The sequence below is a fragment of the Allomesorhizobium camelthorni genome (genome assembly GCF_011045125.1).
GTDB lineage: Bacteria > Pseudomonadota > Alphaproteobacteria > Rhizobiales > Rhizobiaceae > Allomesorhizobium > Allomesorhizobium camelthorni.
On the sequence record NZ_JAAKZF010000041.1, the window covers coordinates 1 to 25144 of the forward strand.

The following is a 25144-nucleotide window of genomic DNA, read 5'->3' on the forward strand; positions in this document are numbered from 1 at the left end:
GACCTGCCTGCGCGTCGGCGGCTATCTCCGCTACGACATCGGCGTCGGCATCCTTGGTAACCAGGACGTGTTCGACAAGAAAGACTTCTCCGAGGGTATTGAGGACGAGAACGACGCCTACTTCAAGCGTGCCCGCTTCCAGCTGCGCGTCGACAGCCGCTCGGAAACCGAGCTCGGCACGCTGCGCGTTTATGGGGCGTTTAACTTCCAGTGGGACGCGGACACCAACGCCGACAACTTCACCGCAGCTAACGACGAATTCGGCATTGAACATGCCTATATCGAGCTCGGCGGCTTCCGCATCGGCAAGACCGACTCGCTGTTCTCGACCTTCACCGGTTATGCCGGCGGCGTGATCCAGGACGACCTGATCGGCTACGGCCCGTTCGGCACGCACCAGATCGCCTACACCTTCACCGGCGGCAACGGCTTCTCGGCCGCGATCGCTCTCGAAGAAGGCGACGGCGGTTCTGCTTTCTTCGACGACGATGGCGATCCGCTGACCGCCCCTGCGTTCATCAGCGACCTTTACACGCTGGACAGCTACGTCCCGCATGTTACCGGCGGCGTTGCCTGGACGCAGGCCTGGGGCGGCATCTCGGCCGTTGCTGGTTACGACGCCAACTGGGAAGAGTGGGCCGCCAAGGTTCGCCTGGACGTGAACGCGACCGAACAGCTCTCGCTCTTCATCATGGGCGGCTATGCGTCGAAGGATGAAATTTTCGTCGACTCGGACGGTTTCGCTATCGACGATGGCCCGAACTTCTACGGCAACTGGGGCGGCGAGTGGGCTGTCTGGGGCGGTGGCACCTTCACCGTTTCCGAGCAGACCAAGATCAACGTCCAGCTCTCCTATGATGATCTGGAAAACTTCGCTGCCGTCGCAAACGTGAACTACGAACTCGTTCCGGGTTTCGTGATCACGCCTGAAATCGTCTATGTCGACAACTTCAGCGACGACTTCGACGACGATGATGAAGACGAGATCGGCGGCTACCTCCGCTTCCAGCGCACGTTCTAAATCGACCTGCAAGTCGATCTGAGAAAACCCGGCGGGCAACCGCCGGGTTTTTTTGTTGCGCGTCTGCCCGGGTTAGGCGGGCGGACAAATGGATGGAGATTGCACGGACCAGAACGCCTGCCGGCTCGGCGGGCCACCGCCGGGTTTTTCATTGGGACAGACGATCGCTTCCCGGCGATGCCCAGCCGGCGAAGTCCGTGCGAATGCTGCGGTTGCGAGCCAACGCAATCCTGCTCTGGTGGCAGATGCGCAATCGCTAAAATAATGGTTCACCATTGAACAAATTTTGAAGTCAGGGCAGAGAGGGCCGTCCGGGAGGGGGCAACTGATTCCGCCGGGCTAAGCATGTCACAAACCATTGGTACAGCTTGGCCTCGCCCTAATCCTAAGGAGCTACCATGAACTTCAAAACCCTGCTTCTCGGCTCTGCCGCGGCCTTGGCTGCTGTAACCGGGGCCCGTGCGGCCGATGCGGTCGTTATCGCCGAGCCGGAGCCGATGGAATATGTGCGCGTCTGCGACACCTACGGCACCGGATTCTTCTACATACCCGGCACCGAGACCTGCCTGCGCGTCGGCGGTTATCTCCGCTACGACATCGGCATCGGCTTCCTCGGGCACGAGGACGTCTTCGACAAGGAAGATCTGGCGAACGGCATCGAAGACGAGAACGACACCTACTACAAGCGCGCCCGCGCCGCTTTGCAGATCGACGCCCGTTCCGAGACGGAACTCGGGACTTTGCGCACCTACGCGCATATCAACTTCCAATATACGACCGACGACGACGGCGGCATCACCGATGCGAGCGACGCGTTCGAAATCGAGCATGCCTACATCGAACTCGGCGGCTTCCGCGTCGGCAAGACCGATTCCCTGTTCGTCACCATGACCGGCTTTGCCGGCGGCGTGATCAATGACGACCTCGTCGATTACGAGCCGGACCGCACCCACCAGATCTCCTACACCTTTACTGGCGCCAATGGCTTCCAGGCCGCGGTTGCGTTGGAAGAGGGCGATGGCGGCAGCATCGACATAGACGGCGACGGCGTCACCGACATCTCCAACGCCTACACGATCGACAGCTACGTTCCGCATGTCGTCGCGGGCGCCTCGCTGACGCAGGGCTGGGGCGGCGTCTCCGCGGCGGTCGGCTACGACTCCGTGTGGGACGAATGGGCCGGCAAGGTGCGTCTCGACGTGAACGCGACGGACCGGATCACCGCCTTCATCCTCGCCGGCTACAGCTCGACCGATACCGGCAGCTACTACGCGACCTGGGACGGCGACTGGGCTGTCTGGGGCGGCGCCTCGATGGAAGTCTCGGAAAAGGCGACCGTCAACGTTCAGCTGTCCTATGACGAATCGGAAGCCTTCGCGGCGGTGGCCAACGTCGCCTACGAACTGGTTCCGGGCCTGCGCGTCACGCCCGAGGTCGCTTATTTCGACAATCTCGGCGACGACAATGATGAGGACGATGGCGACGAGATTGGCGGTTACCTGCGTATCCAGCGCTCGTTCTGACAAACCGGCATAGCTGAACGAAAAAGACCCGGCGGGCAACCGCCGGGTCTTTTTCGTCCGGGCTGTGTCTTGATCGGCCGTAGTCGTTGGAAATCAGGCGGAATTTGAATCCGCCCGGTCCAGAAACGCCTCGATCCGGGCGGGAAGCGGGCCAGTCTCCAGCATCGGGGCGTGGCCCTGGCCCTCGACGGTGATGGTCTCGATGGAAGGGTGGCGCCGCGCCATTTCTTCCAGCGTCCTTGCCGACAGCAGCTTTGAGTTTTCGCCCCTGATCGCCAGCATCGGCACGCCGGTGAGGCCCTGGAATTGCGCCCAAAGGGCCGGCAGCGGCTGGCTCAAATCCAGGCCGGCGACGGTTTTCAAGAGCGCCGGATCGAAGTCGGCGACCGGCTTTCCGCCCTCGTCCCTGTAGAGCGCTCGCACCATCCGCTGCCAGTCTCGATCGGTGAGGGCCGAAAACGCCTGGCCATGTACACTGCGCTGGAAGGCGACGGCTTCGGCAAAGCTCGCCGGCTTCGGCGCGCGCTCGAGATAGGCGCGGATATGGGCGAAGCCTTCGCCTTCGACGACCGGGCCGATATCGTTGAGCACAACCGCCTTGAGCGCACCGGGGCGCGTTGCCGCCAGCACATGGATGATCAGCCCGCCGCGCGACGTGCCGATGAACGCCGCATGTTCGATGCCAAGCGTGATCAGGCCGGCGACAATATCACCAGCTTCGACGCCGATATTGTAGTTCTGCCACTCCTTGTCGTAGGCGGAACCGCCGCGACCGCGATAATCGAAGGCCACCACGTTGCGCGGCGTCTTCGCGTCGCGCGAGAGATGCAGCGCGAGTTCATGAAAATCGCGCGCGTTGCGGGTCAGCCCGGGCAGGCAGACAACTGGAAGCGCGCCATTCGCGCCGTCGCCATAGATCCTGGCATGGAGCTTCAGCCCGTCAGTCGAAGAGTGGTAGTGGTCGCTGAAGCCTTCGTCCGCCATCGCCAGTTCCCTGCCTGTGTCCTTCAGGAGGTACAGGCGCGGGATTGCCGGGTCAAATGGCGAACGCTGCCGGCTGCCATCGACGCCGGCCTCTTTTCAGCGGCCGTTGATCAGATCGCCGACGATGTCGAATTTTCCCGACAGACGCATTTTGTAGACCTGGTAGTTCTCCATCACGCGCTGGACATAGCTTCGCGTTTCGGTGAACGGGATGCTCTCGATCCAGTCCACCACAGCGTCTATGTCCTGGCCGCGTGGGTCTCCATAACGCTTGATCCAGTCGCGGGCGCGGCGCGGCCCTGCATTGTAGCCGACGAAAGTCAGCACGTAGGAGCCGTCGAAGCGGCTGAGTTGCTCGCCGAGAAAAGCGGCGCCCAGCGTGGCGTTGTAGCCGCCGTCGGTCGTCAGCCGCGCCTTCGAATAGGTCATGCCGGCCTTCTTCGCCACTTCCCTGGCCGTGCCTGGCAGCAGTTGCAACAGGCCCCGCGCGCCCGCGCCGGACACCGCAGCGACATTGAACTCGCTCTCCTGGCGGGCGATCGCATAAGCGAGCGCCTTGCCTGAACCCGAGATGTTAGCCGACGAGGGGATGGCGCCCATCGGATGCGAAAGCGAGCCGATGTTGATGCCGCGCGAAGACGCGATCTTGCCGACCTTCAGCGCCAGGAAATGATCGCCGCGGTTTTCCGCCATGACGGCGAGCAGCGTCAGTTCGCCGGGACTGATGAGTTCCGCGGCGAGTTCGCGGTAAAGCGTATCGGCGAGGCTTTCGTGGCCGGCGGCCTCAAGACGCTTGATCGCCCTCACGGGTTCGCGGCGCACGAACTTTTCGTGGTCGGCTATTGACGGGTGCGGGTAGCCGACCCTGACCCTGTCGAGCCCGATGCGCTGGGCCGCGAGTTGGCCATAGAACGTGGTGCCATAGGCGCTAGCGCGCTCGAAATGGGCTCTGGCGTCGCCCGGCGCGGCGGCTTCGACTGCGCGGCCTAGCCAGTAATAGGCGCGCGAAAGCGAAATCGGGCCTTCGGCGATTTCGGCGATACGGGAAAAATGCCGCGCACCGGTCTTGGCGTCGCCCAAACCGCGAAACGCGTACCAGCCGGCATGGAACTCGGCGTCGGCCACGTTTGTCGGATTTTCCGCCGCATGAGCGGCGGCGATCTTGTAGGCGGTCTTCATGTCGCCCTGATCGACGAGCTCGCGCGAAAGCACCCGGCGTTCGACCCACCATGCGTCGGGATCGGCGAGAGCGGCGCCATCCGTGGGCGCCTTGAGCATCACTTCCGCCGCCTCGGCGAACTTTCCGCCACGGCGCAAAGACTTGGCCTTGGCAAAAAACCAGCCGGCCGAGCGCTGGTCCGCCGGCATTTTGTCCATGAGCTTGCCTGAATTGTCGTCGCCCCGGATCACCCCTGCCCAGGCGTCGGCCAGTGATTGCGCCCCGGCGAGCCCAGCGACGCGCTTGGCCGAATTGACCCGCTCCGCATAGAGCATCCGCTCCATGCGCGCGCGGTGGTCGGCGGTCGCAATGATCCCGCCGAACTCCCTGATGATCGCCGCCTCGTCCCTCGGCGCGAGTTTTTCCTTGCGCCAGAACGGCGACAGCACGGCGCGCGCCGCTTCGCGGTCGCCGAGCTTGATGTGCGACCGCGCAAGGACGATCACGCCTGCCGGCGTTTGCGGCGGAGTTTTGCTGAACGTCTCGACAACGGTCCGCGGATCAGGGCTTTCATGATAAAGCGCAATTTCACCGTTGCGGCGCAGCGTCGCCTTTCCCGGCCAGTCCGGCAGCGCCTGCGCTGCGGCGATGTCGCTGCTCGGCACCAGTCCGCCGCCTTTGACGGCGATTGCCCAAGTCAGGATGTGACGGTCGAGCGACTGCGCCGGAAGGCTGTCGCGCACTTCGCGAGCTTCCCCGATTTCTCCATCCGAAAGCGCGTCAAGGCCGGATTCCAGCTTCGCGGTATCGCCGACCGAGCCATCCCGGCCAATGAAAATATCCGGCCGGATCGCAACGGAGGCCTTCGACGCTCCAGGCCCGAAATTCTTCTCGATCGCGGCTTGCGGACGCGGCTGCGGGATCGGCGCGTAGGGCAACTCGCCCGATTGGCCGAATGCCGCGGCCGGGCCGAATGCTGCGAGTACTCCCGCAAGCGCAAAACGGGTCGGCCAATCAAATGGCATGGTGTTCTTTGTCCCTGTTCTTGCACGACACTAAGAGGCAGGTCCGCAAAAAGCTCAGATTCCGCAGGTGAACCCCATCGCCAGCGCGAGCGCCGAATGCCTCAAAAATCGTGGCCCAACACACCCTTGCCGCCCATCAGTGGCAAGACTATGGTGCGCGGCTTCGCTTTCGGATAGAAAGCCGCGACATTCGAAAAGGACTGGCCAACCGCAAGGTTGCAGGGAGTTGGACGTAATGCTGAGAGGCTCGATGACTGCGCTCGTGACACCATTCGAAAAGAGTGGCGGGTTCGACGAGAAAGCCTTTCGCGCCTTGGTCGAATGGCAGATCGCCGAGGGCACCAAAGGCTTGGTCCCGGTAGGCACCACGGGCGAGTCGCCGACGCTCTCGCATGACGAACACCGCCAGGTGGTGAAAGCCTGTGTGGAAACGGCGAGGGGCCGCGTGCCGGTCATTGCCGGAGCCGGCTCCAACAACACGGAAGAGGCGATCGGTCTGGTGCGCTATGCCGAAGAGGTCGGCGCCGATGCGGTTCTCGTGGTGACGCCCTATTACAACAAGCCGACCCAGCGCGGGCTCTACGCGCATTTCGCGGCGGTCGCCAAGTCGACCAGCCTGCCGATCCTGATCTACAACATTCCGCCGCGCTCGGTGATCGACATGATGCCGGAAACGATGGGCAGGCTGGCGCTCGACTTCAAGAACATCGTCGGCGTGAAGGACGCCACCGGCAAGGTGGAGCGCGTGTCGGAGCAGCGCATGACATGCGGCAAGGACTTCATCCAGCTTTCCGGCGAGGATGCGTCGGCGCTCGGCTTCAACGCGCATGGCGGCGTCGGCGCGATTTCCGTCACGTCGAATGTGGCGCCCCGCCTTTGCGCCGAGTTCCAGGAAGCAACGCTGAACGGCGAGAGGGAGAAGGCGCTGGAATTGCAGGATCGGCTGATGCCGCTGCACAAGGCGATCTTCATTGAACCAGGCGTCTCCGGATCGAAATATGCGCTGTCACGGCTCGGAAAGATCGAGAATGCCGTGCGCTCACCGCTGGTGACGGTCGAGGACGCCACCGCCGAAAAGATCGACGCGGCCATGAAGCATGCCGGGTTGATCAATTAAGCCGGCTCTTGCCAAAGCCGATCGCCGCCGCCATGTGATGGTTCCCTTGTTGTGCGTCCTTCGAGGCTCGCTATCGCTCGCACCTCAGGATGAGGGGCGTTGTGCGGCCGTCCTGTCGGCAGGCAATCGCTTCCGGATTTGACGCTCAACCGCGCAAAACTTCCTCATCCTGAGGTGCGAGCGATAGCGAGCCTCGAAGGACGCACCTAAAGTAATGACGTCATGAACCAGAAGAAAGCCGACCCGAACAACAAGACCGTCGCGGAAAACCGCAAGGCGCGCTTTTCCTACGAGGTGCTCGACACGGTCGAGGCCGGCCTTGCGCTGACCGGCACCGAGGTCAAGTCGCTGCGCCAGGGGCAGGCCAACATCCAGGATTCCTATGCTTCGGTCGAAGGCGGCGAGATCTGGCTGATCAACTCTTATCTGCCGGAATATCTGCAGGCCAACCGCTTCAACCACGAGCCGCGGCGCCGCCGCAAGCTCCTGCTCAACAAGCGCGAAATGGCGCGACTGGCGCAAAGCGTCGAGCGCGAAGGCATGACCATGGTTCCGTTGAAGATCTACTTCAACGACAAGGGCCGGGCAAAACTGCTGCTCGCCGTCGCCAAGGGCAAGAAACTGCACGACAAGCGCGAGACCGAAAAGCAGCGTGACTGGAACCGTGAGAAGGGCCGGCTGCTCAAGGAGAGGGGGTAAGGCTGCGGCTGGTGGATGCTAACCCTGTCCAGCCGTCATCGTCATAATGTGGCGCCGAAGCTATCGGACGTCAGCTTTTTCGGCCAACCAGGCCTTGATCAGCGACTGGTAAGGCATATCCCGCTTGTTCGCTGCAATCTTGATGCGCTCCAACAGCGTCACTGGCAAGCGCAGTGAAATTGATGTCGTCGATGGTTTGAGATTGGGTAGCCGAGTTGGCTCGGCTTTATTCCAGTCGATATAGTCGGCCGAGTCATGTGTTTCCCAGAAACGACGTTCATCTGCCTCGCTCCCAAAAGCGGGCACCGGTTTAGCGTGCTTTTTCATAAACGGTTCGCTCCCTGCGATGCATATCCCGTGCGGATATAATGCGTATCAGGCTCGCCTCTCGGCGAAGGGTGAAGGTTATGTGCAGGCGTCGGCCGCCTTCAGCATGACCTAGCGCGTGGTATCTTGGCTCCTGCGCGCTGTGCCTCTCGTCCGCTACAATGAGAAGCGGTTCGTTGAAGAACACCTGTTCTGCTTCGGCCTGCCCGACGGCATGCTTTTCGACGTTCTTGCGGCTGTTGCCTTCGTCCCAGTCGAAACCCTCGATTTTCGCCCAATCGATCACATATGTATATTACCATGATATACATGAAAGTCCAGTGAGCGGGGCAAATGGCTATGACATTTCGGCATGTTGCCGCGCCAAGAACCTCGCCACTTCCTCGAACACCCCCACGAACATCTCCGTCGTCAGGCGCCCGGTATTGGTGTTGTAGCGTGAGCAGTGGTAGCTCGAAAAAAGCCTGACTGCGCCGACGCTTTGGCTGGCGCCATGCCTGAACGGATAGTCGGCGATGCGCTTTCCAAGCGCCCGGACGGTCGACTGGTGGGCGATCGTGCCCAGCGTCAGGATTGCTTCGAGATTTTGGAAGCGTGCGATGGTCGGCGTGAGAAAAGCGCGGCAGGTCGCGATCTCCAGGCCGACGGGCTTGTTTTCGGGCGGGACGCAGCGCACCGCATTGGTGATCGCGGTGCCGATCAGCTCGAGGCTGTCGTCCGGACGCGCCTCGAAGCGGCCACGGGCGAAGCCGAAACGGATGAGCGTGTCGTAAAGCAGCTCGCCGGCGTAATCGCCAGTGAAGGGACGGCCGGTCCGGTTGGCGCCGCGCAGGCCGGGCGCCAGGCCGACGATCAGGAAGCGCACGGCGTCCTCGCCTTCCGGCGGCAGGAAGGTCGGCACCGGTCCGTTGAACCAGCCGGGCTCGCGAACGCGCCACGCCGTCCTGAAGTCGGCGAGACGCGGGCAGAGTGGACAGTCGTGCGAGGGCTCGGCGAAAAGCTGACGGGTCACGCGATCAAAATTCGCTTTCCTCGGCTTCGGCAGGCTCGGCGCGCCGCACCGGCCGCTCCGAAGGATCGCGTCCGATCTCGCTTCTGAGCGTCACCAGGTCGATGAAATGATCGGCCTGGCGGCGCAGATCGTCCGATATCATCGGCGGCTGCGAGGCCATGGTGGACACTATGCTGACCTTGCGGCCGCGCCTTTGCAAGGCCTCGACCAACGTGCGGAAATCACCGTCGCCGGAAAAGATCACGTAGTGATCGACGACTTCGGCAAGCTCCAACGCGTCGACGGTGAGTTCGATGTCCATATTGCCCTTGATCTTGCGGCGGCCGGTGGAATCGGTGAATTCCTTCGCCGGCTTGGTGACCACCTTGAAGCCATTGTAGTCAAGCCAGTCGATCAGCGGACGGATCGACGAATATTCCTGATCTTCCACCAGCGCGGTGTAGTAGTAAGCGCGCAGCAGATAGCCGCGCTTCTGGAAGCTCGATAGGAGCTTGCGATAGTCGATGTCGAAGCCGAGCGAGCGCGAGGTGGCGTAGAGATTGGCGCCGTCGATAAAAAGGGCGATCTTTTCGCGAGGATCAAACATGGCCGTAATATCCCTACAAAATAGCAATCACTTTAAAAACGCGGGCGCTGGCCCCTCGGTTGCACGGGAAATACGTTCCGGCCGCCTGACAATGAAATTAGAGTTTGCCCCGGCCCATTCCAAGGCTTGACGGGCGGGAGCAAGAAAATGTGATCTCGGCGTTGGGTTGGCCGCCCGCGCGGCCGCTCAAAAGCCTTCAAGCTTGTGTTTGGCGCGCGTTCGGGTTATGGACCGCGCCTGTTTTCCACTACATCATCGTATGAAAGGGGCAATCCATGGCCCGCGTAACCGTTGAAGATTGCATCGACAAGGTCGACAACCGGTTTGAACTGGTGCTCCTGGCCGGCCACCGCGCCCGCCAGATCTCGCAGGGCGCCCAGATCACCGTGCCGCGCGACAACGACAAGAACCCCGTCGTTGCCCTGCGCGAAATCGCCGAAGAGACGCTGTCGCCCGGCGATCTCAAGGAAGATCTGATCCACTCGCTGCAGAAGCACGTCGAGGTCGACGAGCCCGAGAGCGATGGCCAGGAACTGGCTGACCAGACCGACGCCGCGGCAATTGCGGCTGATACCGACGAAGCGGAAGAAAACATCACCTTCGACCGCATGACGGAAGAGGACTTGCTTGCCGGCATCGAAGGTCTTGTCGCTCCTGAAAAGAGCGACGACTACTAAGAGCCTGTCTGGAAACTCTACTCTGGCGGTCATCTGCCGGCCATAGCGAGTTTCGAAACAGACTCTGACGCGAGCCGGTACTTTCGCACCGGCGGTTTGGTGGTTATCTATGGCATGCGCCGTATCGTCCGATGCGGCGCATGATCTCTTTTATTGTCCGGGACTTAGCCCATGATGCGTCAGTATGAGCTTGTCGAGCGCGTCCAGCGCTACAAGCCCGACGTGAACGAGGCGCTGCTCAACAAAGCCTATGTCTATGCGATGCAGAAACATGGGCACCAGCGGCGCGCCTCGGGCGATCCCTATTTCTCGCATCCGCTCGAAGTCGCCGCCATCCTCACCGAAATGCACATGGACGAAGCGACGATCGCGGTCGCGCTGCTGCATGACACGATCGAGGATACGACGGCCACCCGCCAGGAGATCGATGAGCTGTTCGGCCCCGATCTCGGCAAGCTGGTCGAAGGGCTGACCAAGCTCAAGAAGCTGGACCTCGTCTCCAAAAAGGCCGAGCAGGCCGAGAATCTGCGCAAGCTGCTGCTCGCGATTTCGGAGGATGTGCGCGTTCTTCTGGTGAAGCTCGCCGACCGGCTGCACAATATGCGCACGCTCGACCATGTTCCGGAAGCGAAGCGCCTGCGCATCGCCGAGGAAACCATGGAGATCTATGCGCCGCTTGCCGGACGCATGGGCATGCAGGGCATGCGCGAGGAGCTGGAGGAACTGGCGTTCCGCTATATCAATCCGGAAGCCTACCGCACGGTGACGGAGCGGCTCGCCGATATTTTCAAGCGCAACCGCGGCGTGGTCGAAGAGATCGAGAAGTCGCTGTCGGCCCTGTTCGAGAAGCATGCGATCGAGGCAGTCGTCAAAAGCCGGCAGAAGAAGCCGTGGTCGGTTTTCCGCAAGATGGAGGCGAAGGCGCTTTCCTTCGAGCAGCTTTCCGACATTTTCGGCTTCCGCGTCGTCGTCGGCACGGTCGAGGACTGCTACCGCGCGCTGGGCGCCATCCATACGACCTGGTCGATGGTTCCGGGGCGTTTCAAGGACTACATCTCGACGCCCAAGCAGAACGACTACCGCTCGATCCACACCACGATCGTCGGCCCGTCGCGCCAGCGTATCGAGCTGCAGATCCGCACGCGCGAGATGAACAAGGTCGCCGAATACGGCGTCGCCGTGCATGCGCTCTACAAGGATACGGGCGGCAAGGTAAATGGCGCCAGCCACGCCATTTCCAAGGAAACCAACGCCTATGCGTGGCTGCGGCGCACTATCGAGCAGCTCGCCGAGGGCGACAATCCGGAGGATTTCCTCGAAAACACCAAGCTGGAACTGTTCCAGGATCAGGTGTTCTGCTTCACGCCGAAGGGCATGCTGATCGCGCTGCCGCGCGGCGCGACGCCTATCGATTTCGCCTATGCCGTCCACACCGACGTCGGCGACACCTGCGTGGGCGCCAAGGTCAATGGCCGCATCATGCCGCTGATGACCGAGCTCAAGAATGGCGACGAGGTCGAGATCATCCGTTCCAAGGCGCAGGTTCCGCCCGCTGCCTGGGAATCGATCGTCGTGACGGGAAAGGCGCGCGCAGCCATCCGCCGCGCCACCAAGAATGCTATCCGCAAGCAATATTCCGGCCTTGGCATCCGCATCCTCGAACGCGCCTTCGAACGCGCCGGCAAGCAGTTCTCCAAGGACAGCCTGAAGCCGATTTTGCATCGTCTGGCCCGCAAGGACGTCGACGACGTGGTGACCGCAGTGGGGCGCGGCGAACTGTCATCCAACGACGTGATGAAGGCCGTCTATCCCGACTACAAGGACGAGCGCATCACGCCGGCGCCGAAGCTGCGCGAAGAGGGCTGGTCGAAGATTCGCAACGCCGCCGGCATGCTGTTCCAGATCCCCGGTCGGGCATCGCGCAAGGAGAAGCGCGAGGCTAAGGATAACGGTGTTCCGATCAGGGGTATCAGCGGCGACCTGCCGGTGCGCTTCGCCCCGGAAGGCGCAGTGCCGGGCGACCGCATTGTCGGCATCGTCCAGCCGGGATCGGGCATCACCATCTACCCGATCCAGTCGCCCTCGCTAAAAGATTTTGACGATCAGCCGGAACGCTGGATCGACGTGCGCTGGGACATTGACGAGGCGACCAAGGAGCGCTTTCCGGCCAGGGTGTCGGTTACGGCGATCAACGCGCCGGGCTCGCTGGCCGAAATCGCGCAGGTGGTCGCGGTCAACGACGCCAACATCCATACGCTTTCGATGGTGCGCACGGCGCCGGACTTCACCGAAATGCTGATCGATCTCGAAGTGTGGGACCTGAAGCATCTGAACCGGCTGCTGTCGCAGCTCAAGGACAATTCGAGCGTCAGCGAAGCGCGGCGTGTTAATGGCTAAGGCATCGGAATGACGATGAATACGACCGAAGTTCTGGAAATCTTTCGCGAGGCGGGCGCGGTGCTCGAGGGGCACTTCATCCTGACTTCGGGCCTCAGGAGCCCGATATTCCTGCAGAAGGCGCGCGTCTTCATGCATGCCGACAAAACGGAAAAACTCTGCCGCGCGCTTGCCGACAAGATTCGCGCCGAAGTTCCGGGCAAAATCGACTATGTCGTCGGGCCGGCGATCGGCGGGCTCATTCCGGCCTACGAGACCTCGCGCCATCTCGGCGCGCCGGCGATCTGGGTCGAACGTGAGGACGGCAAGTTCCGGCTGCGCCGTTTCGAGATCGAGAAGGGTGCGCGCGTCGTGATCGTCGAAGACATCGTCACCACCGGGCTGTCGATACGCGAGACGATCGACTGCCTGCGCGAGATCGGCGCGGAGGTAGCCGCGGCCGCCTGCATCATCGACCGCTCCGCGGGCAAGACCGACGTTGGAGTGCCGCTGATCGCGCTCGCCGAATACGAGGTGCCGGCCTATCCGGTTGACCAGTTGCCGCCGGAACTCGCCGCCATCCCCGCGGTCAAACCCGGCAGCCGGAATATCTGACCAATGATCATCGGTATCGGCAGCGACCTGATCGACATTCGCCGCATCGCGAAATCGCTCGACCGCTATGGCGAGCGCTTCACCGCCCGCATCTTCACGGAGATCGAGCAGGCGAAATCGGACCGCCGCAGGGAGCGCGCCGCCTCCTACGCCAAGCGCTTCGCCGCCAAGGAAGCCTGCGCCAAGGCGCTTGGCACGGGCTTGTCGCAGGGTGTGTTCTGGCGCGACATGGGTGTGGTCAATTTGCCGGGAGGCAAGCCGACGATGCATCTGACCGGTGGGGCGGCGGCGCGGCTGGAAAAAATGCTGCCATCCGGCCACCGGGCGGCGATCCACCTGACGATCACGGACGACTTTCCGCTGGCGCAAGCGTTCGTGATCGTCGAGGCGCTCCCGGTCGAATAACGGCCATCTTCTTGGCGCTTTTGCCGCCGGCATGGACGTTGCCCAGCGCGCGTCGAGCCCTTATACCCAACCGACGAAACGAGGACTTCATGAGCGTGGCTGAAAAAACCGGGAAGAAAAGCGGCGGGCTTGGCGAGACCGTCAGCGTCATCGTGCAGGCGCTGATCCTGGCGTTGGTCATTCGGACTTTCCTGTTTCAGCCCTTCTCCATTCCCTCGGGTTCGATGCGGCCGACGCTGCTCGAAGGCGATTACCTCTTCGTCACCAAATGGGCCTACGGCTATTCGCGCCACTCGCTGCCGTTCTCGCCGAACATCTTTTCCGGCCGCATCTTCGGCAACGCGCCCGAGCGCGGCGACGTTGCCGTATTCAAGCTGCCGCCGAACCCTTCGCTCGACTATATCAAGCGCGTCATCGGCCTGCCCGGCGACCGGATACAGGTCAGGGACGGCCAGTTGTTCATCAACGACCAGGCCGTTCCGCGCGAAAAGGTCGGCCAGATCGACAATCCCGACATCACCGAAGTCAGCGGTCCGGTCGACGTCTATCGCGAAACGCTGCCCAACGGCGTCAGCTACGATACGCTCGATCTCACGCCGAATTCGATCGGCGACGACACGCGCGAATTCATCGTTCCCGAGGGCCATTATTTCATGATGGGCGACAACCGCGACAATTCAACCGACAGCCGCTTCTCGGTGGGCTTCGTGCCGGAGGAGAACCTGGTCGGCCGCGCCAACATTATCTTCTTCTCGATTGCCGAGGGTGCAAGCCCGCTGGAAATCTGGAAATGGCCGACGCAGATGCGTCCGTCGCGCCTGTTCGATTTCGTCCGCTGACCAAGAAAATGGCCGCCAAGCGCCTTTCCGAACATGAACTCGCGGAGGCGATCGGGGAGCGGACCGGATACGTCTTCCGTGACACCGCGATGCTGCGGCGGGCGCTGACCCATGCGAGCAAAAGGGGCTCCGACGGCGCGGACAATGAAAGGCTGGAGTTCCTGGGCGACCGGGTGCTGGGCCTCGTCATCGCGGAAATGCTGTTTCGCCGTTATCCCGATGCCCGCCAGGGCGAGCTCGCGGTTCGGCTGAATGCGCTGGTGAGCGGCGAAAGCTGCGGCGTGATCGCCATCGAGATCGGGCTGGACAAACTGATCCACGCCGACCCGGTGGCGAAGGCCGCGAAGGGCCGGAGGGTTGGGAACGCGCTCGCCGACGCGGTCGAGGCGCTCATCGCCGCGATCTATCTGGACGGCGGTCTCGAACCGGCCCGCGCATTTATCGCCCGCCATTGGGAGCACCGCGCGGAAACGGTGGCAAAACTGCTGCGCAGCGCCAAGACCGAGCTTCAGGAATGGCTGGCGCGACATGACGGGCTGAGGCCGATCTATTCCATCATCAGCCGCGAAGGACCAGACCACGAGCCGATCTTCACGGTGTCAGTGGCGGCCGAGGGCTTTCCGGCCATCAGCGGCGCAGGCCCCTCCAGGCAAGCGGCCGAGCAGGCAGCTGCAGCGGCCTTCCTGATCCGCGAAGGCGTCTGGGAAGAAGAAGGAAAGTCGTCGTGACCGAGCCCGGAAGCCTGCCTGAGACGCGTTCCGGCTTCGTCGCCCTGATCGGCGCGCCCAATGCCGGCAAATCGACCCTCGTCAATCAGCTTGTCGGCGCGAAAGTGTCGATCGTCACGCACAAGGTGCAGACGACGCGCGCCATCGTCCGCGGCATCGCCACCCACAAGAACGCGCAGATCGTCTTTGTCGATACGCCGGGCATCTTCCGCCCGCGGCGGCGTCTCGACCAGGCGATGGTGACCACCGCCTGGGGCGGCGCGAAGGACGCCGACGTGGTGCTGGTGCTGATCGACGCCGAACGCGGCATCAAGGGCGACGCCGACGCCATGCTGACCAACCTGGCCGATGTCCGCCAGCCGAAGATCCTGGTTCTGAACAAGCTCGACCGGGTCAAGCCGGAAAGCCTGCTAGCGCTAGCCGCGACCGCCAATGAGCGCGTCGATTTCCAGCGCACCTTCATGGTTTCGGCGCTCACCGGCGCGGGATGCGATGCGATCCTCGACCATCTCGCCGAAACGCTGCCGGTGGGTCCATGGTTTTATCCCGAGGACCAGATCTCCGATCTGCCGATGCGCCAGCTCGCCGCAGAAATCACGCGCGAAAAACTCTATCTTCGCCTGCACCAGGAACTGCCCTATTCGTCGCATGTCGAGACGGAGAAATGGGAAGAGAAGCCGGACGGCTCGGTGCGCATCGAGCAGGTGATCTATGTCGAGCGCGACAGCCAGAAGAAGATCGTGCTCGGCCACAAGGGCGAGACGATCCGCTCGATCGGGCAGGCGGCCCGCAAGGATATCGGCGAGATCCTCGAGCAGAAGGTGCATCTCTTCCTGTTCGTGAAGGTGCGCGAAAACTGGGGCGACGACCCTGAGCGCTACCGCGAGATGGGGCTTGAATTCCCGCGCTGAGGAGTAAACTCTCCGGCGATGGAATGGCGCGACGAAGGAATCATACTCGGCGCCCGCAAGCATGGCGAAACCAGCGTCATACTTGAGGTGATGACGCGCGCGCATGGCCGCCATCTCGGGCTTGTGCGTGGCGGGCGCTCGCGCAAGCAGCAGCCCCTGCTACAGGCCGGCAACCGTGTCGACCTGATCTGGCGGGCGCGGCTCGACGAGCATCTCGGCACGTTCCAGGCTGAACCGCTGGAACTCAATGCGGCGCGGCTGTTCGACAGCGCCGTCGCTGTTTATGGGCTGCAGACGCTTGCCGCGCATTTGCGCCTGCTTCCCGAGCGCGATCCGCACGCTGGGCTTTATGAGATGCTGGTCCTGATGATCGAGCATCTCGACGATCCGGACACCGCCGGCGAACTCGTCGTGCGCTTCGAACTGCTTGTGCTCGACGAACTCGGTTTCGGGCTCGATCTGACGCAATGCGCCGCCACCGGCGCGCGCAGCGATCTGGCCTATGTGTCGCCGAAGACTGGCCGCGCGGTGTCGCGCGCCGCCGGTGCGCCGTGGAGTGCGAAAATGCTGCCGTTGCCGGCCTTCTTGCTCGGCAATTCCGGCCTGCGCGCCGACCGCGCGTCGATTGAGGACGCCTTCCGGCTCACCGGTTTCTTCTTCGCGCGCCATGTCTACGAGCCGCGTGGCATCGAGGCGCCCGATGCGAGGGCAGGATTTCTCGCGGCGCTTCGAAAGCACCGCCCTAACGAACCGCATACCACCGGAGAACATGCCGCATGAGCGAGGTCGAACTGTTCCCGGGTTACGTCTCCCCACTCGGCCTAGGCACAATCCCTTTCGAAGACATAGCCAGATTTTCCGGCATCGAGCTTCTGCAGCGGATCATTGACCGGGAATACGCCGCTCCGCCCATATCGGCGCTTCTGAATTTCGCCCTGACCGAAGTCTCAGAAGGGCGGGCGGTGTTTCGCGGCTTGCCCGGCGAGCGCCATCTGAACCCGCTGGGCGGCGTCCATGGCGGCTGGGCCGCCACCATCATGGATTCGGCGCTGGCCTGCTCGGTCCAGACGCTTCTGGAGAAGGGCGAGGCCTACACAACGGCCGAGTTCAAGGTGAATTTGATCCGGCCGATCACGCCGAAAACTGGCGAGGTCGTCTGCGAGGGCCGTGTCGTGCACAAGGGCCGCACGCTCGCCGTTTCGGAAGCCACACTGAAGGACGGCCAAGGAAAACTGCTCGCTTTCGGTACCGAAACCTGTTCGATCTTTCCGGTAGCCAATCTGGCGGCGCGCTAAAGCCTGCTCCATCCCGATGAGATCGAATTCGGCTCTAACTTATTGATTGGACGCATGATCTTGTCCGAAAGTCTGCAACTTTTCGGGATTGTGCTATATAGCAAGTAAGGACTGCCACGGCTGAATTCGGGGGAACGGCCATGTTTTTCGACAGCTTCGGGCTGCTGGGCACGCTCGGCCTTGTGGCGCTTGTCGTGATCGTCATTCGCCTGAATACGCGGCTGAGATTGGTCGAGCGCGAGCTTGGCGCGCTGCGCTCCCGCGTCCTCTCCATGCCGCCGGCTGCCGCAACCACGGCCGCGGCGGAAGAACAAGCGCCCGCTGCCGCTATCGAGCGGACCGGCGAACCCATCGTGGATAGTGCAGTTTCCGAGGCCGCGGAGGAAGCTGCCGGTGAGCCTGCCGGACCGGCGGGACCATGGGGAACGCGTGAGGGGAGGGATGCGGCAAGCGTTGAACCCGCGCCTGCCCCAACTGCCAGGCCGGCCGCTGCGAGGGCCGATATAGAAACAGCGCTCGGCACGCGCTGGGCAGTCTGGGTCGGCGGCATAGCGCTGGCGCTCGGCGGCGTGTTCCTGATCCGCTATTCGATCGAGGCTGGCATCTTTGGCCCTGGCGTGCGCCTGACAATGGCGGCGCTGCTCGGCCTGGCGCTCGTCGGCGCAGGCGAGTTCATCCGCCGCACCGGCTTCGAGATACCGCTGAACGGTGGCAACAACGCTTACATCCCTGGCATATTGACCGCCGCCGGCGCCTTCACCCTGTTCGGGGCGGTCTACGCAGCGCACGGCGTCTATGGCTTCATCGGTCCGGCTTTCGCCTTCGTGCTGATGGGGATAATCGGCGTCGGCGCAATCGCCGCCGCCCTCCTGCACGGGCAGGCGTTGGCCGGATTCGGCCTGCTCGGCTCGCTTGTCACGCCGCTGCTCGTCGCTTCCGAAGCCCCGAACGCCTGGGCGCTGTTCGGCTATCTGGCGATCGTGCTGGTGGCCACGGCCGCGATTGCCAGGCTGCGCGACTGGCGCTTGCTTGCCGGCGCGGCCTTCGCCGGAACAGGGCTCTGGTGCCTAGTCTATATGGCCGGATCGGGCACCGTCGACTTCACCGTCGTGCTTTTCATCAACCTGGTCATCCTGCTGTCGCTGGCTTTCATCTGGCTTGGCGGGCGCGCCGGCGGCGAGGAAGCGCCGGTTGCATTCGACTGGCCGACAGCCATTCCGGCATTATCGGTTGCGCTTGCGGCGCTATCGCTGCTGATCAACCCGGACTATCAGGCCGCGGGCGGCGCGCTCTACGGCGCCGTTCTGATCGCGGCGATGGTCGCTATAGCGCTCTATCGCCCGGGGGCGCCCGCGCTTCTCCACGCCGCGGGTGTGGCGTCTGTCGCCGCCTACGCCCGTGCGGCGCTGAGCGGTTCCTTCGCGTTCGATTTTGCCGGCGGCAGCCTCGTCGTCGAGGGTTTTCCCGCTGCTCCGTTCCCTGCGTCCATGCCCTATATCGGGGCCGTGCTCGGCGCGCTCTTCCTGGCCACGGGCCTTTGGAGCGCAAGAAACCTGGCGGCATCAGCGCCAATTCGCGGCGCGCATTGGGCCGCGTGGGCCGCCGCCACGCCGCTCGCCATACTCGCGGCGGTCTGGATAATTTCCGGCAATCCCGACCGCGACTACGGCCTCGCGGCTGTTGCGCTGCTGCTCGGCGCGATCCTGGCGGCCGGCGGCGAGGCGATCGCCAGGGCCGAAAATCCGCCGCTCACCGGCGCCCTGTCCGTGTCCTTCGCGCTGGCGGGGGCGGGCGTCGCTTTCGTGCTGATGCTGCACATGGCGTTCGGGCCAGGCCTGACGACGGTTCTTGTCGGCGCAGCCGCTGCGCTGCCCGCACTGGCGACACGGCAGCGTGGCTATCCCGTGCTGGGCTGGCTCTGCGTCGGAGCGGCGATCGTCGTGATAATGCGGATCGCGGTCGATCCAACGATCGTCGGCCAGGAATTCCTCGGCAGGACCCCGGTGTTCAACGCGCTCCTGCCCGGCTATGGCATCCCGGCGCTCGCGTTCGGTTTCGCCGCCTGGCAATTGGCCCGAACCACCGCCGGCCGGCCGCGTCTGGTCATGGAAGCGGCGGCCGCGCTGTTTTCGTTGCTGACGGTCGCAATGCTGGTGCGCCACGCCATGCATGGCGGCGTGATAGACTCCGGCGCCCCGACGCTTGCCGAACAGGCCATCTATACGCTGCTCGCGCTCGGGGCAGGGGCGATCCTCATCGCGCTCGACATGCGTTCGCCGAGTCCCGTGCTGCGCTACGGCTCGATTGCAGCCGGGTGCGTGTCCGCCATCCTCATCGTCGCGAACCACTTCTTCGTCCTGAATCCGCTGTTTACCGACGAGTCGACCGGAAGAATCCCCTTCTTCAATCTGTTGTTGCTGGCTTATCTTCTGCCGGCAATCGCCGCCGGGGCGTTGGCGCTCTATGCGCGCGGCAAACGCCCGCGCTGGTATTCGGCGATGCTGGCGCTGGTCGGAGCGACACTCGCCTTCGCCTACGCGACGCTGTCGGTGCGGCGGCTGTTCAAGGGCGAGTTCATCGGCTTCTGGAGCGGGCTCGGCCAGCTCGAGACCTACTCCTATTCGGCGCTCTGGCTGGCCATGGGCGTCGGCCTGCTGATCGCCGGCGTCTGGCAGAAGTCGTACATTCTGCGCATCGCTTCGGGCGTGCTGATCGCCATCGCCGTCGCCAAGGTGTTCCTGTTCGACATGTCGGAACTTGAAGGCGTGCTGCGCGCGCTATCCTTCATCGGCCTCGGCGCCGTTCTGATCGGCATCGGTCTGTTCTACCAGCGACTGCTGACGCGGGCGGCCCAGACGGACGAGCCCGCGAAGGCGCAGTAGGCGAGATAAACCTACTCAGCCGCCGCCAACTGCATCCGCTCGACCGGCCGTTCCTTGATCGGCCAGTGGACCACGGCTGCGAACAGGCCGAGCGCGACGCCGAGCCACCACACCGGGTCGTAGGTGCCGAAGCGGTCGTAGAGATAGCCGCCGAGCCAGACGCCGAGAAACGAGCCGATCTGGTGCGACAGGAATACGAGGCCGCCTAAGAGTCCGAGATGGCGCGTGCCGAACATGATGGCGACGAGCGCATTGGTCGGCGGAACCGTCGAGAGCCACAAGAGACCCATCACGATCGCAAAAACGACGACGCTCGCCGGCGTCTGCGGCAGGAGCAGGAATGCCGTCACCGCGATCGACCGCCCGATATAGATCCAGGCGAGGAAGATCGGCTTGGAATATCTCTGGCCGATCGCGCCTGAAGCAAGCGAGCCGATGATGTTGAAGAAGCCGATCAGCGCCAGCGCGATGACCGCGTAGCGCGCGTCTATGCCGATATCGCCGATGTAGGCGGGGAAATGCGCGGTGATGAACGCCACCTGGAAACCGCAGACGAAGAAGCCGGAGACGAGAAGCACATAGCTTTTGTGCGCGAAAGCTTCGCGCAGCGCATGGCTGACCGACTGCTGCGCCGCCTTTTGCGCGGCAAGGGCATTGTGCGAGCTGCCGTAGAGCGGCATCGCCAGCACCGGGATGATCAACATCGCCGCGCTCATGTAGATCAGCGTGTCGGACCAGCCATAGGCGTCGATCATGCCCTGGCTGATCGGGGCGAAAATGAACATGCCGGCGGAGCCGGCCGCGGTGCCGATGCCGAAGACGACCGAGCGCTTTTCGGGCGGCGTGTGGCGGGCGAAGGCGGCGAGAACGATGGAGAACGATCCGGCCGCGACGCCGAGGCCGACGAGCACGCCGCCGCCAATATGCAGCGCCGCGATGGAGGAGGCCGTCGCCATCATGTAGAGACCGGCGGCGTAGATGACGCCGCCGAGCGCCAGCACGCGCCAGGTGCCGTAGCGGTCGGCGATGGCGCCGAAGAAGGGGAGGCCGAGGCCCCAGAACAGGTTCTGCAGCGCCATGGCGAGGCCGAACGTCGTCCGGTCCCAGCCCTTTTCAGCCAGCATCGGCAGCTGGAAGAAGCCCATGGCCGAGCGCGGGCCGAAGGTCAGCGCGGCGATCAAGCAGCCGCAAATGATGATCAGCCACGGAACACTCTTCGCCGGGGCCTTCGCGTTCGCCGTCATCGCCATTGCCTTGTCTCCATCAGGGATCGGAGTTTTAGCCGAACGGCTTTCTGTAGCGCAAATGAATGGTTGTGGGCGATGCTTCAAAATCCTTGATGCGATAGCGCCGCCGGGACGAATCCGGCGCGCTGGGACGTTGGCGATATGCTGCCTGTTCGCGCTTGCGATCGGGAGTTCTATCTGGAATCAGAGAGAAGGGGATAAACACCGCGATGGACGACCGGAAGGCAGCAATACTTGCGGAAATACCGCGCTTGCGCCGCTACGCGCGAGCCTTGCTGCGTGACCGCGACGCCGCCGACGATCTCGTCCAGGACAGCCTGGAACGCGCGCTTGTCCGCCTCGACAATTGGCGCACCGGCGACAGTCCGCGCCGCTGGCTGTTCACCATCATGCACCACCTCTTCGTCGATCAGATGCGCAAGGTGAAAAGGCGCGGCGAGGCATCCATGCTGCAGATCGAGGCGAGCGAAGCGATGTCGCTGCCCGCGCACCAGGCCGAGGATGTCGCTTCCCGCGAGATACTCGATGCGCTGCAGGCCATCAGTCCGGATCGCCGCGCCGCCATACTGATGGTTGCGGTCGAAGGGTTTTCCTATGCCGAAGCCGCCAACGTGCTGGGCGTGCCGGCCGGCACGCTGATGTCGCGGATCGCGCGCGGGCGCGACGAATTGCGCGGCCTGCTCGACGATGGCGCGCGGCGGCGGACGATAAGGGTGGTCGAGCCATGACCATGCGCGAATTCAGCGAACGCGACATCCACCTGGCGCTCGACAGCGAACTGCCGCAGGACGAACGCGCGGCCTATGAACGGTGGCTGGAAACCCACCCGGACATGCAAGCGAAGAACCGGCGCTATGAGGCGGATCGCGACCTGCTGCGCGGGGCGGTAGCAGGTGTGCTCGACGAGCCCGTGCCGGATCGTCTTGCAAAAATCGTGGCCGGTGAAACTCAGCCCGCATCACGCAATTCAGCCCCGCGCTGGCGGATGGCGGCTGCGGCGCTGATCTTCGCGGCTGGTGGTTTGGGCGGGTATTTTCTGGGGGCTTCCGGCTGGCGGCCGGTGAACGGGACAGCAATCCAACTGGCCGACGGCGCAATCGCCGCCCATGCCATCTATGCCGCCGAAAAGCTGCATGTCGTGGAAGTCGGCGCAGACCAGAAGGAGCATCTGGTCGGCTGGCTGTCCAAACGGATCGGCGTGACGTTGGTGGCGCCCGACCTTTCGGCCGAGGGCTTCGAACTGATCGGCGGGCGCTTGCTGCCGGCGGCGGCAACAAAGACCGCCGCGCAGTTCATGTACCAGGACCGTACCGGCAACCGCATTTCGCTTTATGTGGCGCGCGACAGCTCCAACACCGAAACCGGCTTCCGCCTGCTCGAAGAAGGCGACACGCGCGCGCTGTACTGGCTGGACGACGGCTATGGCTGCGCGGTGGCCGGCAATTTGCCGGAAGAGGTGCTGCTCAAGGTCGCAAATACCGCCTACCGCCAACTGCTGCAGGGCATGAAGGGCTGACAGCCGCGGTTTCCCGGTTCGCTTGGGCCACCGAAACGCGCCTGATGCACCAAATACGGCCAGCAGACAGATCGGAAAAGACGAGTCACAATTCAGCCCGAATCGAGGAGCGATTCGCATCCGATGCCTCCGCCGACGGCCGGGCAGGGACGCCTTCGACCAGCCTGATCTTCACCCGCCGATTGAGGTTTTCCGGTCCGCATGCCTGCTGAAATCCGCCTGGCCCGCGCGTCTGACGTCGATGCCCTGGCAGCGCTCGAAAACGCGGTTTTCGAGGCGGACCGCATTTCCCGAAAATCATTTCGGAACATGGTCGATAGCGCTTCAGCCACCGTCCTGGTGGCGGTCGCGCAAGGCGTCGTCGCCGGCTATTGCGCCGTGCTGTTTCGCGCCGGCAGCCGCAAAGCGCGCCTCTACTCGCTCGGGGCCGCTTGCGGCAGCGGCATCGGCCGGACGCTGCTTGCGGCTGCCGAAGACACGGCAGCCGTCCGTGGCTGCGAGGAACTGCGCCTGGAAGTGCGCGAAGACAACGGCCGGGCGATAGGGCTTTACGAGAAAAGCGGCTACCGCCGATTCGGGCGCAAGCCGGGCTACTATGCCGACGGCGCTGCCGCCCTGCTGTACGAAAAGCCGCTTCACTTGGCCGAACCGGCCGCCATCCACCCGAAAGCGTGAACGACAATGACCTGGGTCATACTTACCGGCCGGCAAAGCGATCTCGACCAGGTTGCGACGCCGCACAAGATCATAACCAACCGCGACTACCTCGCGCACCCGGCGCTGTTTCGCGGCCAGCGCCCGAAGGTCATCAACCTTTCGAGCAACTATGCCTATCAGAGCCGCGGCTATTATGCCTCGCTGCTGGCGAGTTCGCGCGGCCACAAGGTCATCCCGACCGTCGAGACGATGATCGACCTGTCCGAGCACAAGCTTTATGAACACGCGCTGCCGGAACTGGAGCAGGCGCTCAACAAGTGCCGCAAGGAGCTGGGCGGCTCCTTCCCGGCAAAGGTGACCTTCTTCTTCGGCATCGGCCCATCAAAGGCATGGGACCGTTTCGCCAAGCTGCTGTTCGACTGGTTTCGCGCGCCGGCCCTGGAAGTTTCCATCAAAGACAACCGGCAATGGGCTTCGATCCACAAGATCGGCTTTTATTCGCTGACGCGCATGAGCCCCGAGGAAAAGCCGCGTTTCCTGGAGAGCCTGGCCGCCTACACCAACCGCGAATGGCGCGATACCAAGACCCGCACGCCTGCGCGTTATTCCTTCGCCACGCTGGTCAATCCGAACGAGGATCTGCCGCCCTCCGAGATTTCCTCGCTGCGCTATTGGGCCAAGATCGCCGAAAAGATGGGCGTTGAGGTCGAGCCGATCACGAAGAAGGATCTGGCAAAGCTCGCAAATTACGACGCGCTGTTCATCCGCGAGACGACATCTATCTCCAACCACACTTACCGCTTCGCGCGGCGTGCGCAGCAGGAGGGAATGCCGGTGATCGACGATCCGCTGTCGATGATCCGCTGCACCAACAAAGTCTATCTCAACGAGTTGATGAGCTACAACAAGGTGCCGGTGCCGCCAACGGTGATGATTGCCGGCCCGTCCGATCTGGAAGTCGCGGCGCAGACGCTGGGTTTTCCGCTGATCCTGAAAATCCCCGACAGCTCGTTTTCGCGCGGCGTGAAGAAGGCGTCGAATTTCGAGGAGCTGAGGACGCTGGCGACGCTCTGGCTGGAGGATTCAGACCTTTTGATCGCCCAGAAATTCATCCCGACCGAATATGACTGGCGCATAGGCGTGCTTGGCGGCCAGCCGCTCTTCGCCGTGCATTACCTTATGGCGAAGAAGCACTGGCAGATCGTCAATCACGAGCGTTCCGGCAAGCCGGACCAGGGCGGCATCCGCACCTTCACCCTGAAGGAGGCCCCGACGCACGTCGTAGAGACGGCGGTGAGCGCCGCACGCTGCATCGGCGACGGGCTCTACGGCGTCGACCTGAAGGAAACCGCCGACGGCGTCTTCGTCATCGAAGTGAACGACAACCCCAATCTCGATCATGGCTGGGAGGATTCGGGCGAAAAGGATGAGGTCTGGGTGCGGCTGACGCAGTGGTTTCTCGACCGGCTGGACCGGCAGGGGCGGTAGCTGGCAACGAAGGGCTGCCTGCCTGGACAGGCCGGATTCGGCGGCAAACCCGTTG

At 63.3% G+C, this 25144-nt stretch carries 25 protein-coding genes; 18 read left to right on the forward strand and 7 right to left on the reverse strand.

Annotation, left to right across the window (positions count from 1 at the left end):
- Both G6N73_RS22820 and G6N73_RS22825 read left to right on the forward strand, forming a co-directional pair.
- A partial coding sequence (locus tag G6N73_RS22820; protein ID WP_165031812.1) for a porin occupies positions 1–1021 on the forward strand: 1021 nt, incomplete at its 5' end.
- 398 nt (positions 1022–1419) lie between these two features.
- Entirely contained in the window at positions 1420–2544 is a 1125-nt protein-coding gene (locus G6N73_RS22825) for a porin (protein ID WP_165031814.1), read from the forward strand.
- Positions 2545–2637: 93 nt separating this feature from the next.
- Here G6N73_RS22825 and G6N73_RS22830 read toward each other — a convergent pair whose 3' ends face one another.
- Together G6N73_RS22830 and G6N73_RS22835 are read right to left on the reverse strand one after the other, a co-directional pair.
- Positions 2638–3528 (reverse strand): alpha/beta fold hydrolase, encoded by an 891-nt coding sequence (locus G6N73_RS22830; RefSeq protein WP_165031816.1) that lies wholly within the window; start codon positions 3526–3528, stop codon positions 2638–2640.
- Positions 3529–3624: 96 nt separating this feature from the next.
- A complete protein-coding gene (locus G6N73_RS22835; RefSeq protein WP_165031818.1) occupies positions 3625–5712 on the reverse strand; it encodes a lytic transglycosylase domain-containing protein in 2088 nt (695 codons plus the stop codon).
- A gap of 235 nt (positions 5713–5947) precedes the next feature.
- Between G6N73_RS22835 and dapA the strand changes: the two genes are divergently transcribed.
- Entirely contained in the window at positions 5948–6829 is an 882-nt protein-coding gene (gene dapA, locus G6N73_RS22840) for a 4-hydroxy-tetrahydrodipicolinate synthase (protein ID WP_165031820.1), read from the forward strand.
- Positions 6830–7051: 222 nt separating this feature from the next.
- Positions 7052–7528: an SsrA-binding protein SmpB gene (smpB, locus tag G6N73_RS22845; protein WP_165031822.1), complete on the forward strand. Its 477-nt coding sequence runs from the start codon at positions 7052–7054 to the stop codon at positions 7526–7528.
- A 60-nt stretch (positions 7529–7588) separates the two neighbouring features.
- Here the strand turns inward: smpB and G6N73_RS22850 are convergent, their stop codons facing one another.
- Genes G6N73_RS22850 through G6N73_RS22865 form a run of 4 tightly spaced genes read right to left on the reverse strand, consistent with a single transcriptional unit; the run spans position 7589 to position 9453 of the window.
- Entirely contained in the window at positions 7589–7855 is a 267-nt protein-coding gene (locus G6N73_RS22850; protein WP_165031824.1) for a BrnA antitoxin family protein, read from the reverse strand.
- On the reverse strand, positions 7839–8141 hold the full coding sequence (locus G6N73_RS22855) for a BrnT family toxin (RefSeq protein WP_165031826.1): 303 nt from the start codon (positions 8139–8141) through the stop codon (positions 7839–7841). Before G6N73_RS22855 ends, G6N73_RS22850 begins: the two co-directional genes overlap by 17 nt.
- A 51-nt stretch (positions 8142–8192) precedes the next feature.
- Positions 8193–8867 (reverse strand): uracil-DNA glycosylase family protein, encoded by a 675-nt coding sequence (locus G6N73_RS22860; RefSeq protein WP_165031828.1) that lies wholly within the window; start codon positions 8865–8867, stop codon positions 8193–8195.
- Between the two features lie 4 nt (positions 8868–8871).
- Complete coding sequence (locus tag G6N73_RS22865) at positions 8872–9453, reverse strand: LabA-like NYN domain-containing protein (RefSeq protein WP_165031830.1); 582 nt, start codon at positions 9451–9453, stop codon at positions 8872–8874.
- A 275-nt stretch (positions 9454–9728) separates the two neighbouring features.
- Here G6N73_RS22865 and rpoZ point away from each other — a divergent pair, with 275 nt between their 5' ends.
- The 10 genes from rpoZ (at position 9729) to G6N73_RS22915 (ending at position 20181) form a co-directional block, all read left to right on the forward strand.
- Entirely contained in the window at positions 9729–10130 is a 402-nt protein-coding gene (rpoZ, locus tag G6N73_RS22870; protein ID WP_165031832.1) for a DNA-directed RNA polymerase subunit omega, read from the forward strand.
- A 171-nt stretch (positions 10131–10301) separates the two neighbouring features.
- Positions 10302–12527 (forward strand): RelA/SpoT family protein, encoded by a 2226-nt coding sequence (locus tag G6N73_RS22875; protein ID WP_165031834.1) that lies wholly within the window; start codon positions 10302–10304, stop codon positions 12525–12527.
- A gap of 15 nt (positions 12528–12542) precedes the next feature.
- Positions 12543–13121: an orotate phosphoribosyltransferase gene (gene pyrE, locus G6N73_RS22880; protein ID WP_165031836.1), complete on the forward strand. Its 579-nt coding sequence runs from the start codon at positions 12543–12545 to the stop codon at positions 13119–13121.
- A gap of 3 nt (positions 13122–13124) precedes the next feature.
- The gene (gene acpS, locus G6N73_RS22885; RefSeq protein ID WP_165031838.1) at positions 13125–13526 is read left to right on the forward strand and encodes a holo-ACP synthase; all 402 of its coding nucleotides are present in this window, start codon (positions 13125–13127) and stop codon (positions 13524–13526) included.
- Positions 13527–13615: 89 nt separating this feature from the next.
- Positions 13616–14365 (forward strand): signal peptidase I, encoded by a 750-nt coding sequence (gene lepB, locus G6N73_RS22890; protein WP_165031840.1) that lies wholly within the window; start codon positions 13616–13618, stop codon positions 14363–14365.
- An 8-nt stretch (positions 14366–14373) separates the two neighbouring features.
- On the forward strand, positions 14374–15093 hold the full coding sequence (rnc, locus tag G6N73_RS22895; protein WP_165031911.1) for a ribonuclease III: 720 nt from the start codon (positions 14374–14376) through the stop codon (positions 15091–15093).
- On the forward strand, positions 15090–16004 hold the full coding sequence (era, locus tag G6N73_RS22900) for a GTPase Era (RefSeq protein WP_165031842.1): 915 nt from the start codon (positions 15090–15092) through the stop codon (positions 16002–16004). The genes rnc and era overlap by 4 nt, the downstream gene beginning before the upstream one ends.
- Positions 16005–16022: 18 nt before the next feature.
- Complete coding sequence (recO, locus tag G6N73_RS22905; RefSeq protein ID WP_165031844.1) at positions 16023–16784, forward strand: DNA repair protein RecO; 762 nt, start codon at positions 16023–16025, stop codon at positions 16782–16784.
- Positions 16781–17299 carry a PaaI family thioesterase gene (locus G6N73_RS22910; RefSeq protein WP_165031846.1) on the forward strand — a complete coding sequence of 173 codons (519 nt, stop codon included), beginning with the start codon at positions 16781–16783 and terminating at the stop codon, positions 17297–17299. The genes recO and G6N73_RS22910 overlap by 4 nt, the downstream gene beginning before the upstream one ends.
- Positions 17300–17439: 140 nt before the next feature.
- Complete coding sequence (locus tag G6N73_RS22915) at positions 17440–20181, forward strand: DUF2339 domain-containing protein (RefSeq protein WP_165031848.1); 2742 nt, start codon at positions 17440–17442, stop codon at positions 20179–20181.
- A gap of 11 nt (positions 20182–20192) precedes the next feature.
- Here the strand turns inward: G6N73_RS22915 and G6N73_RS22920 are convergent, their stop codons facing one another.
- Positions 20193–21431, reverse strand: coding sequence for an MFS transporter (locus G6N73_RS22920; RefSeq protein ID WP_165031850.1), 1239 nt, complete (start codon positions 21429–21431; stop codon positions 20193–20195).
- A 206-nt stretch (positions 21432–21637) separates the two neighbouring features.
- On the opposite strand from G6N73_RS22920, the gene G6N73_RS22925 reads away from it, so the two are divergent.
- From G6N73_RS22925 to G6N73_RS22940, 4 genes are all read left to right on the forward strand, one after another.
- Entirely contained in the window at positions 21638–22156 is a 519-nt protein-coding gene (locus tag G6N73_RS22925) for an RNA polymerase sigma factor (RefSeq protein WP_165031852.1), read from the forward strand.
- Positions 22153–22944, forward strand: a complete 792-nt coding sequence (locus tag G6N73_RS22930) for an anti-sigma factor family protein (protein ID WP_165031854.1) — start codon at positions 22153–22155, stop codon at positions 22942–22944. Before G6N73_RS22925 ends, G6N73_RS22930 begins: the two co-directional genes overlap by 4 nt.
- Positions 22945–23145: 201 nt before the next feature.
- The gene (locus tag G6N73_RS22935) at positions 23146–23619 is read left to right on the forward strand and encodes a GNAT family N-acetyltransferase (protein ID WP_165031856.1); all 474 of its coding nucleotides are present in this window, start codon (positions 23146–23148) and stop codon (positions 23617–23619) included.
- A 6-nt stretch (positions 23620–23625) separates the two neighbouring features.
- Positions 23626–25089, forward strand: coding sequence for a RimK family protein (locus G6N73_RS22940; RefSeq protein WP_165031858.1), 1464 nt, complete (start codon positions 23626–23628; stop codon positions 25087–25089).
- The last annotated feature ends 55 nt before the right edge of the window (positions 25090–25144 follow it).

Excerpts from the sequence above, each read along its gene's own strand:
- G6N73_RS22835 (WP_165031818.1), bottom strand. The coding sequence starts at position 5,712 with ATGCCATTTGATTGGCCGACCCGTTTTGCGCTTGCGGGAGTACTCGCA.
- G6N73_RS22865 (WP_165031830.1), bottom strand. The coding sequence starts at position 9,453 with ATGTTTGATCCTCGCGAAAAGATCGCCCTTTTTATCGACGGCGCCAAT.
- G6N73_RS22875 (WP_165031834.1), top strand. The coding sequence starts at position 10,302 with ATGATGCGTCAGTATGAGCTTGTCGAGCGCGTCCAGCGCTACAAGCCC.
- G6N73_RS22825 (WP_165031814.1), top strand. The coding sequence starts at position 1,420 with ATGAACTTCAAAACCCTGCTTCTCGGCTCTGCCGCGGCCTTGGCTGCT.
- dapA (WP_165031820.1), top strand. The coding sequence starts at position 5,948 with ATGCTGAGAGGCTCGATGACTGCGCTCGTGACACCATTCGAAAAGAGT.
- G6N73_RS22910 (WP_165031846.1), top strand. The coding sequence starts at position 16,781 with ATGAGCGAGGTCGAACTGTTCCCGGGTTACGTCTCCCCACTCGGCCTA.
- G6N73_RS22940 (WP_165031858.1), top strand. The coding sequence starts at position 23,626 with ATGACCTGGGTCATACTTACCGGCCGGCAAAGCGATCTCGACCAGGTT.
- G6N73_RS22925 (WP_165031852.1), top strand. The coding sequence starts at position 21,638 with ATGGACGACCGGAAGGCAGCAATACTTGCGGAAATACCGCGCTTGCGC.
- lepB (WP_165031840.1), top strand. The coding sequence starts at position 13,616 with ATGAGCGTGGCTGAAAAAACCGGGAAGAAAAGCGGCGGGCTTGGCGAG.
- G6N73_RS22830 (WP_165031816.1), bottom strand. The coding sequence starts at position 3,528 with ATGGCGGACGAAGGCTTCAGCGACCACTACCACTCTTCGACTGACGGG.
- rnc (WP_165031911.1), top strand. The coding sequence starts at position 14,374 with ATGGCCGCCAAGCGCCTTTCCGAACATGAACTCGCGGAGGCGATCGGG.
- G6N73_RS22935 (WP_165031856.1), top strand. The coding sequence starts at position 23,146 with ATGCCTGCTGAAATCCGCCTGGCCCGCGCGTCTGACGTCGATGCCCTG.
- G6N73_RS22920 (WP_165031850.1), bottom strand. The coding sequence starts at position 21,431 with ATGGCGATGACGGCGAACGCGAAGGCCCCGGCGAAGAGTGTTCCGTGG.
- recO (WP_165031844.1), top strand. The coding sequence starts at position 16,023 with ATGGAATGGCGCGACGAAGGAATCATACTCGGCGCCCGCAAGCATGGC.
- acpS (WP_165031838.1), top strand. The coding sequence starts at position 13,125 with ATGATCATCGGTATCGGCAGCGACCTGATCGACATTCGCCGCATCGCG.
- smpB (WP_165031822.1), top strand. The coding sequence starts at position 7,052 with ATGAACCAGAAGAAAGCCGACCCGAACAACAAGACCGTCGCGGAAAAC.
- rpoZ (WP_165031832.1), top strand. The coding sequence starts at position 9,729 with ATGGCCCGCGTAACCGTTGAAGATTGCATCGACAAGGTCGACAACCGG.
- pyrE (WP_165031836.1), top strand. The coding sequence starts at position 12,543 with ATGAATACGACCGAAGTTCTGGAAATCTTTCGCGAGGCGGGCGCGGTG.
- G6N73_RS22930 (WP_165031854.1), top strand. The coding sequence starts at position 22,153 with ATGACCATGCGCGAATTCAGCGAACGCGACATCCACCTGGCGCTCGAC.
- G6N73_RS22915 (WP_165031848.1), top strand. The coding sequence starts at position 17,440 with ATGTTTTTCGACAGCTTCGGGCTGCTGGGCACGCTCGGCCTTGTGGCG.
- G6N73_RS22850 (WP_165031824.1), bottom strand. The coding sequence starts at position 7,855 with ATGAAAAAGCACGCTAAACCGGTGCCCGCTTTTGGGAGCGAGGCAGAT.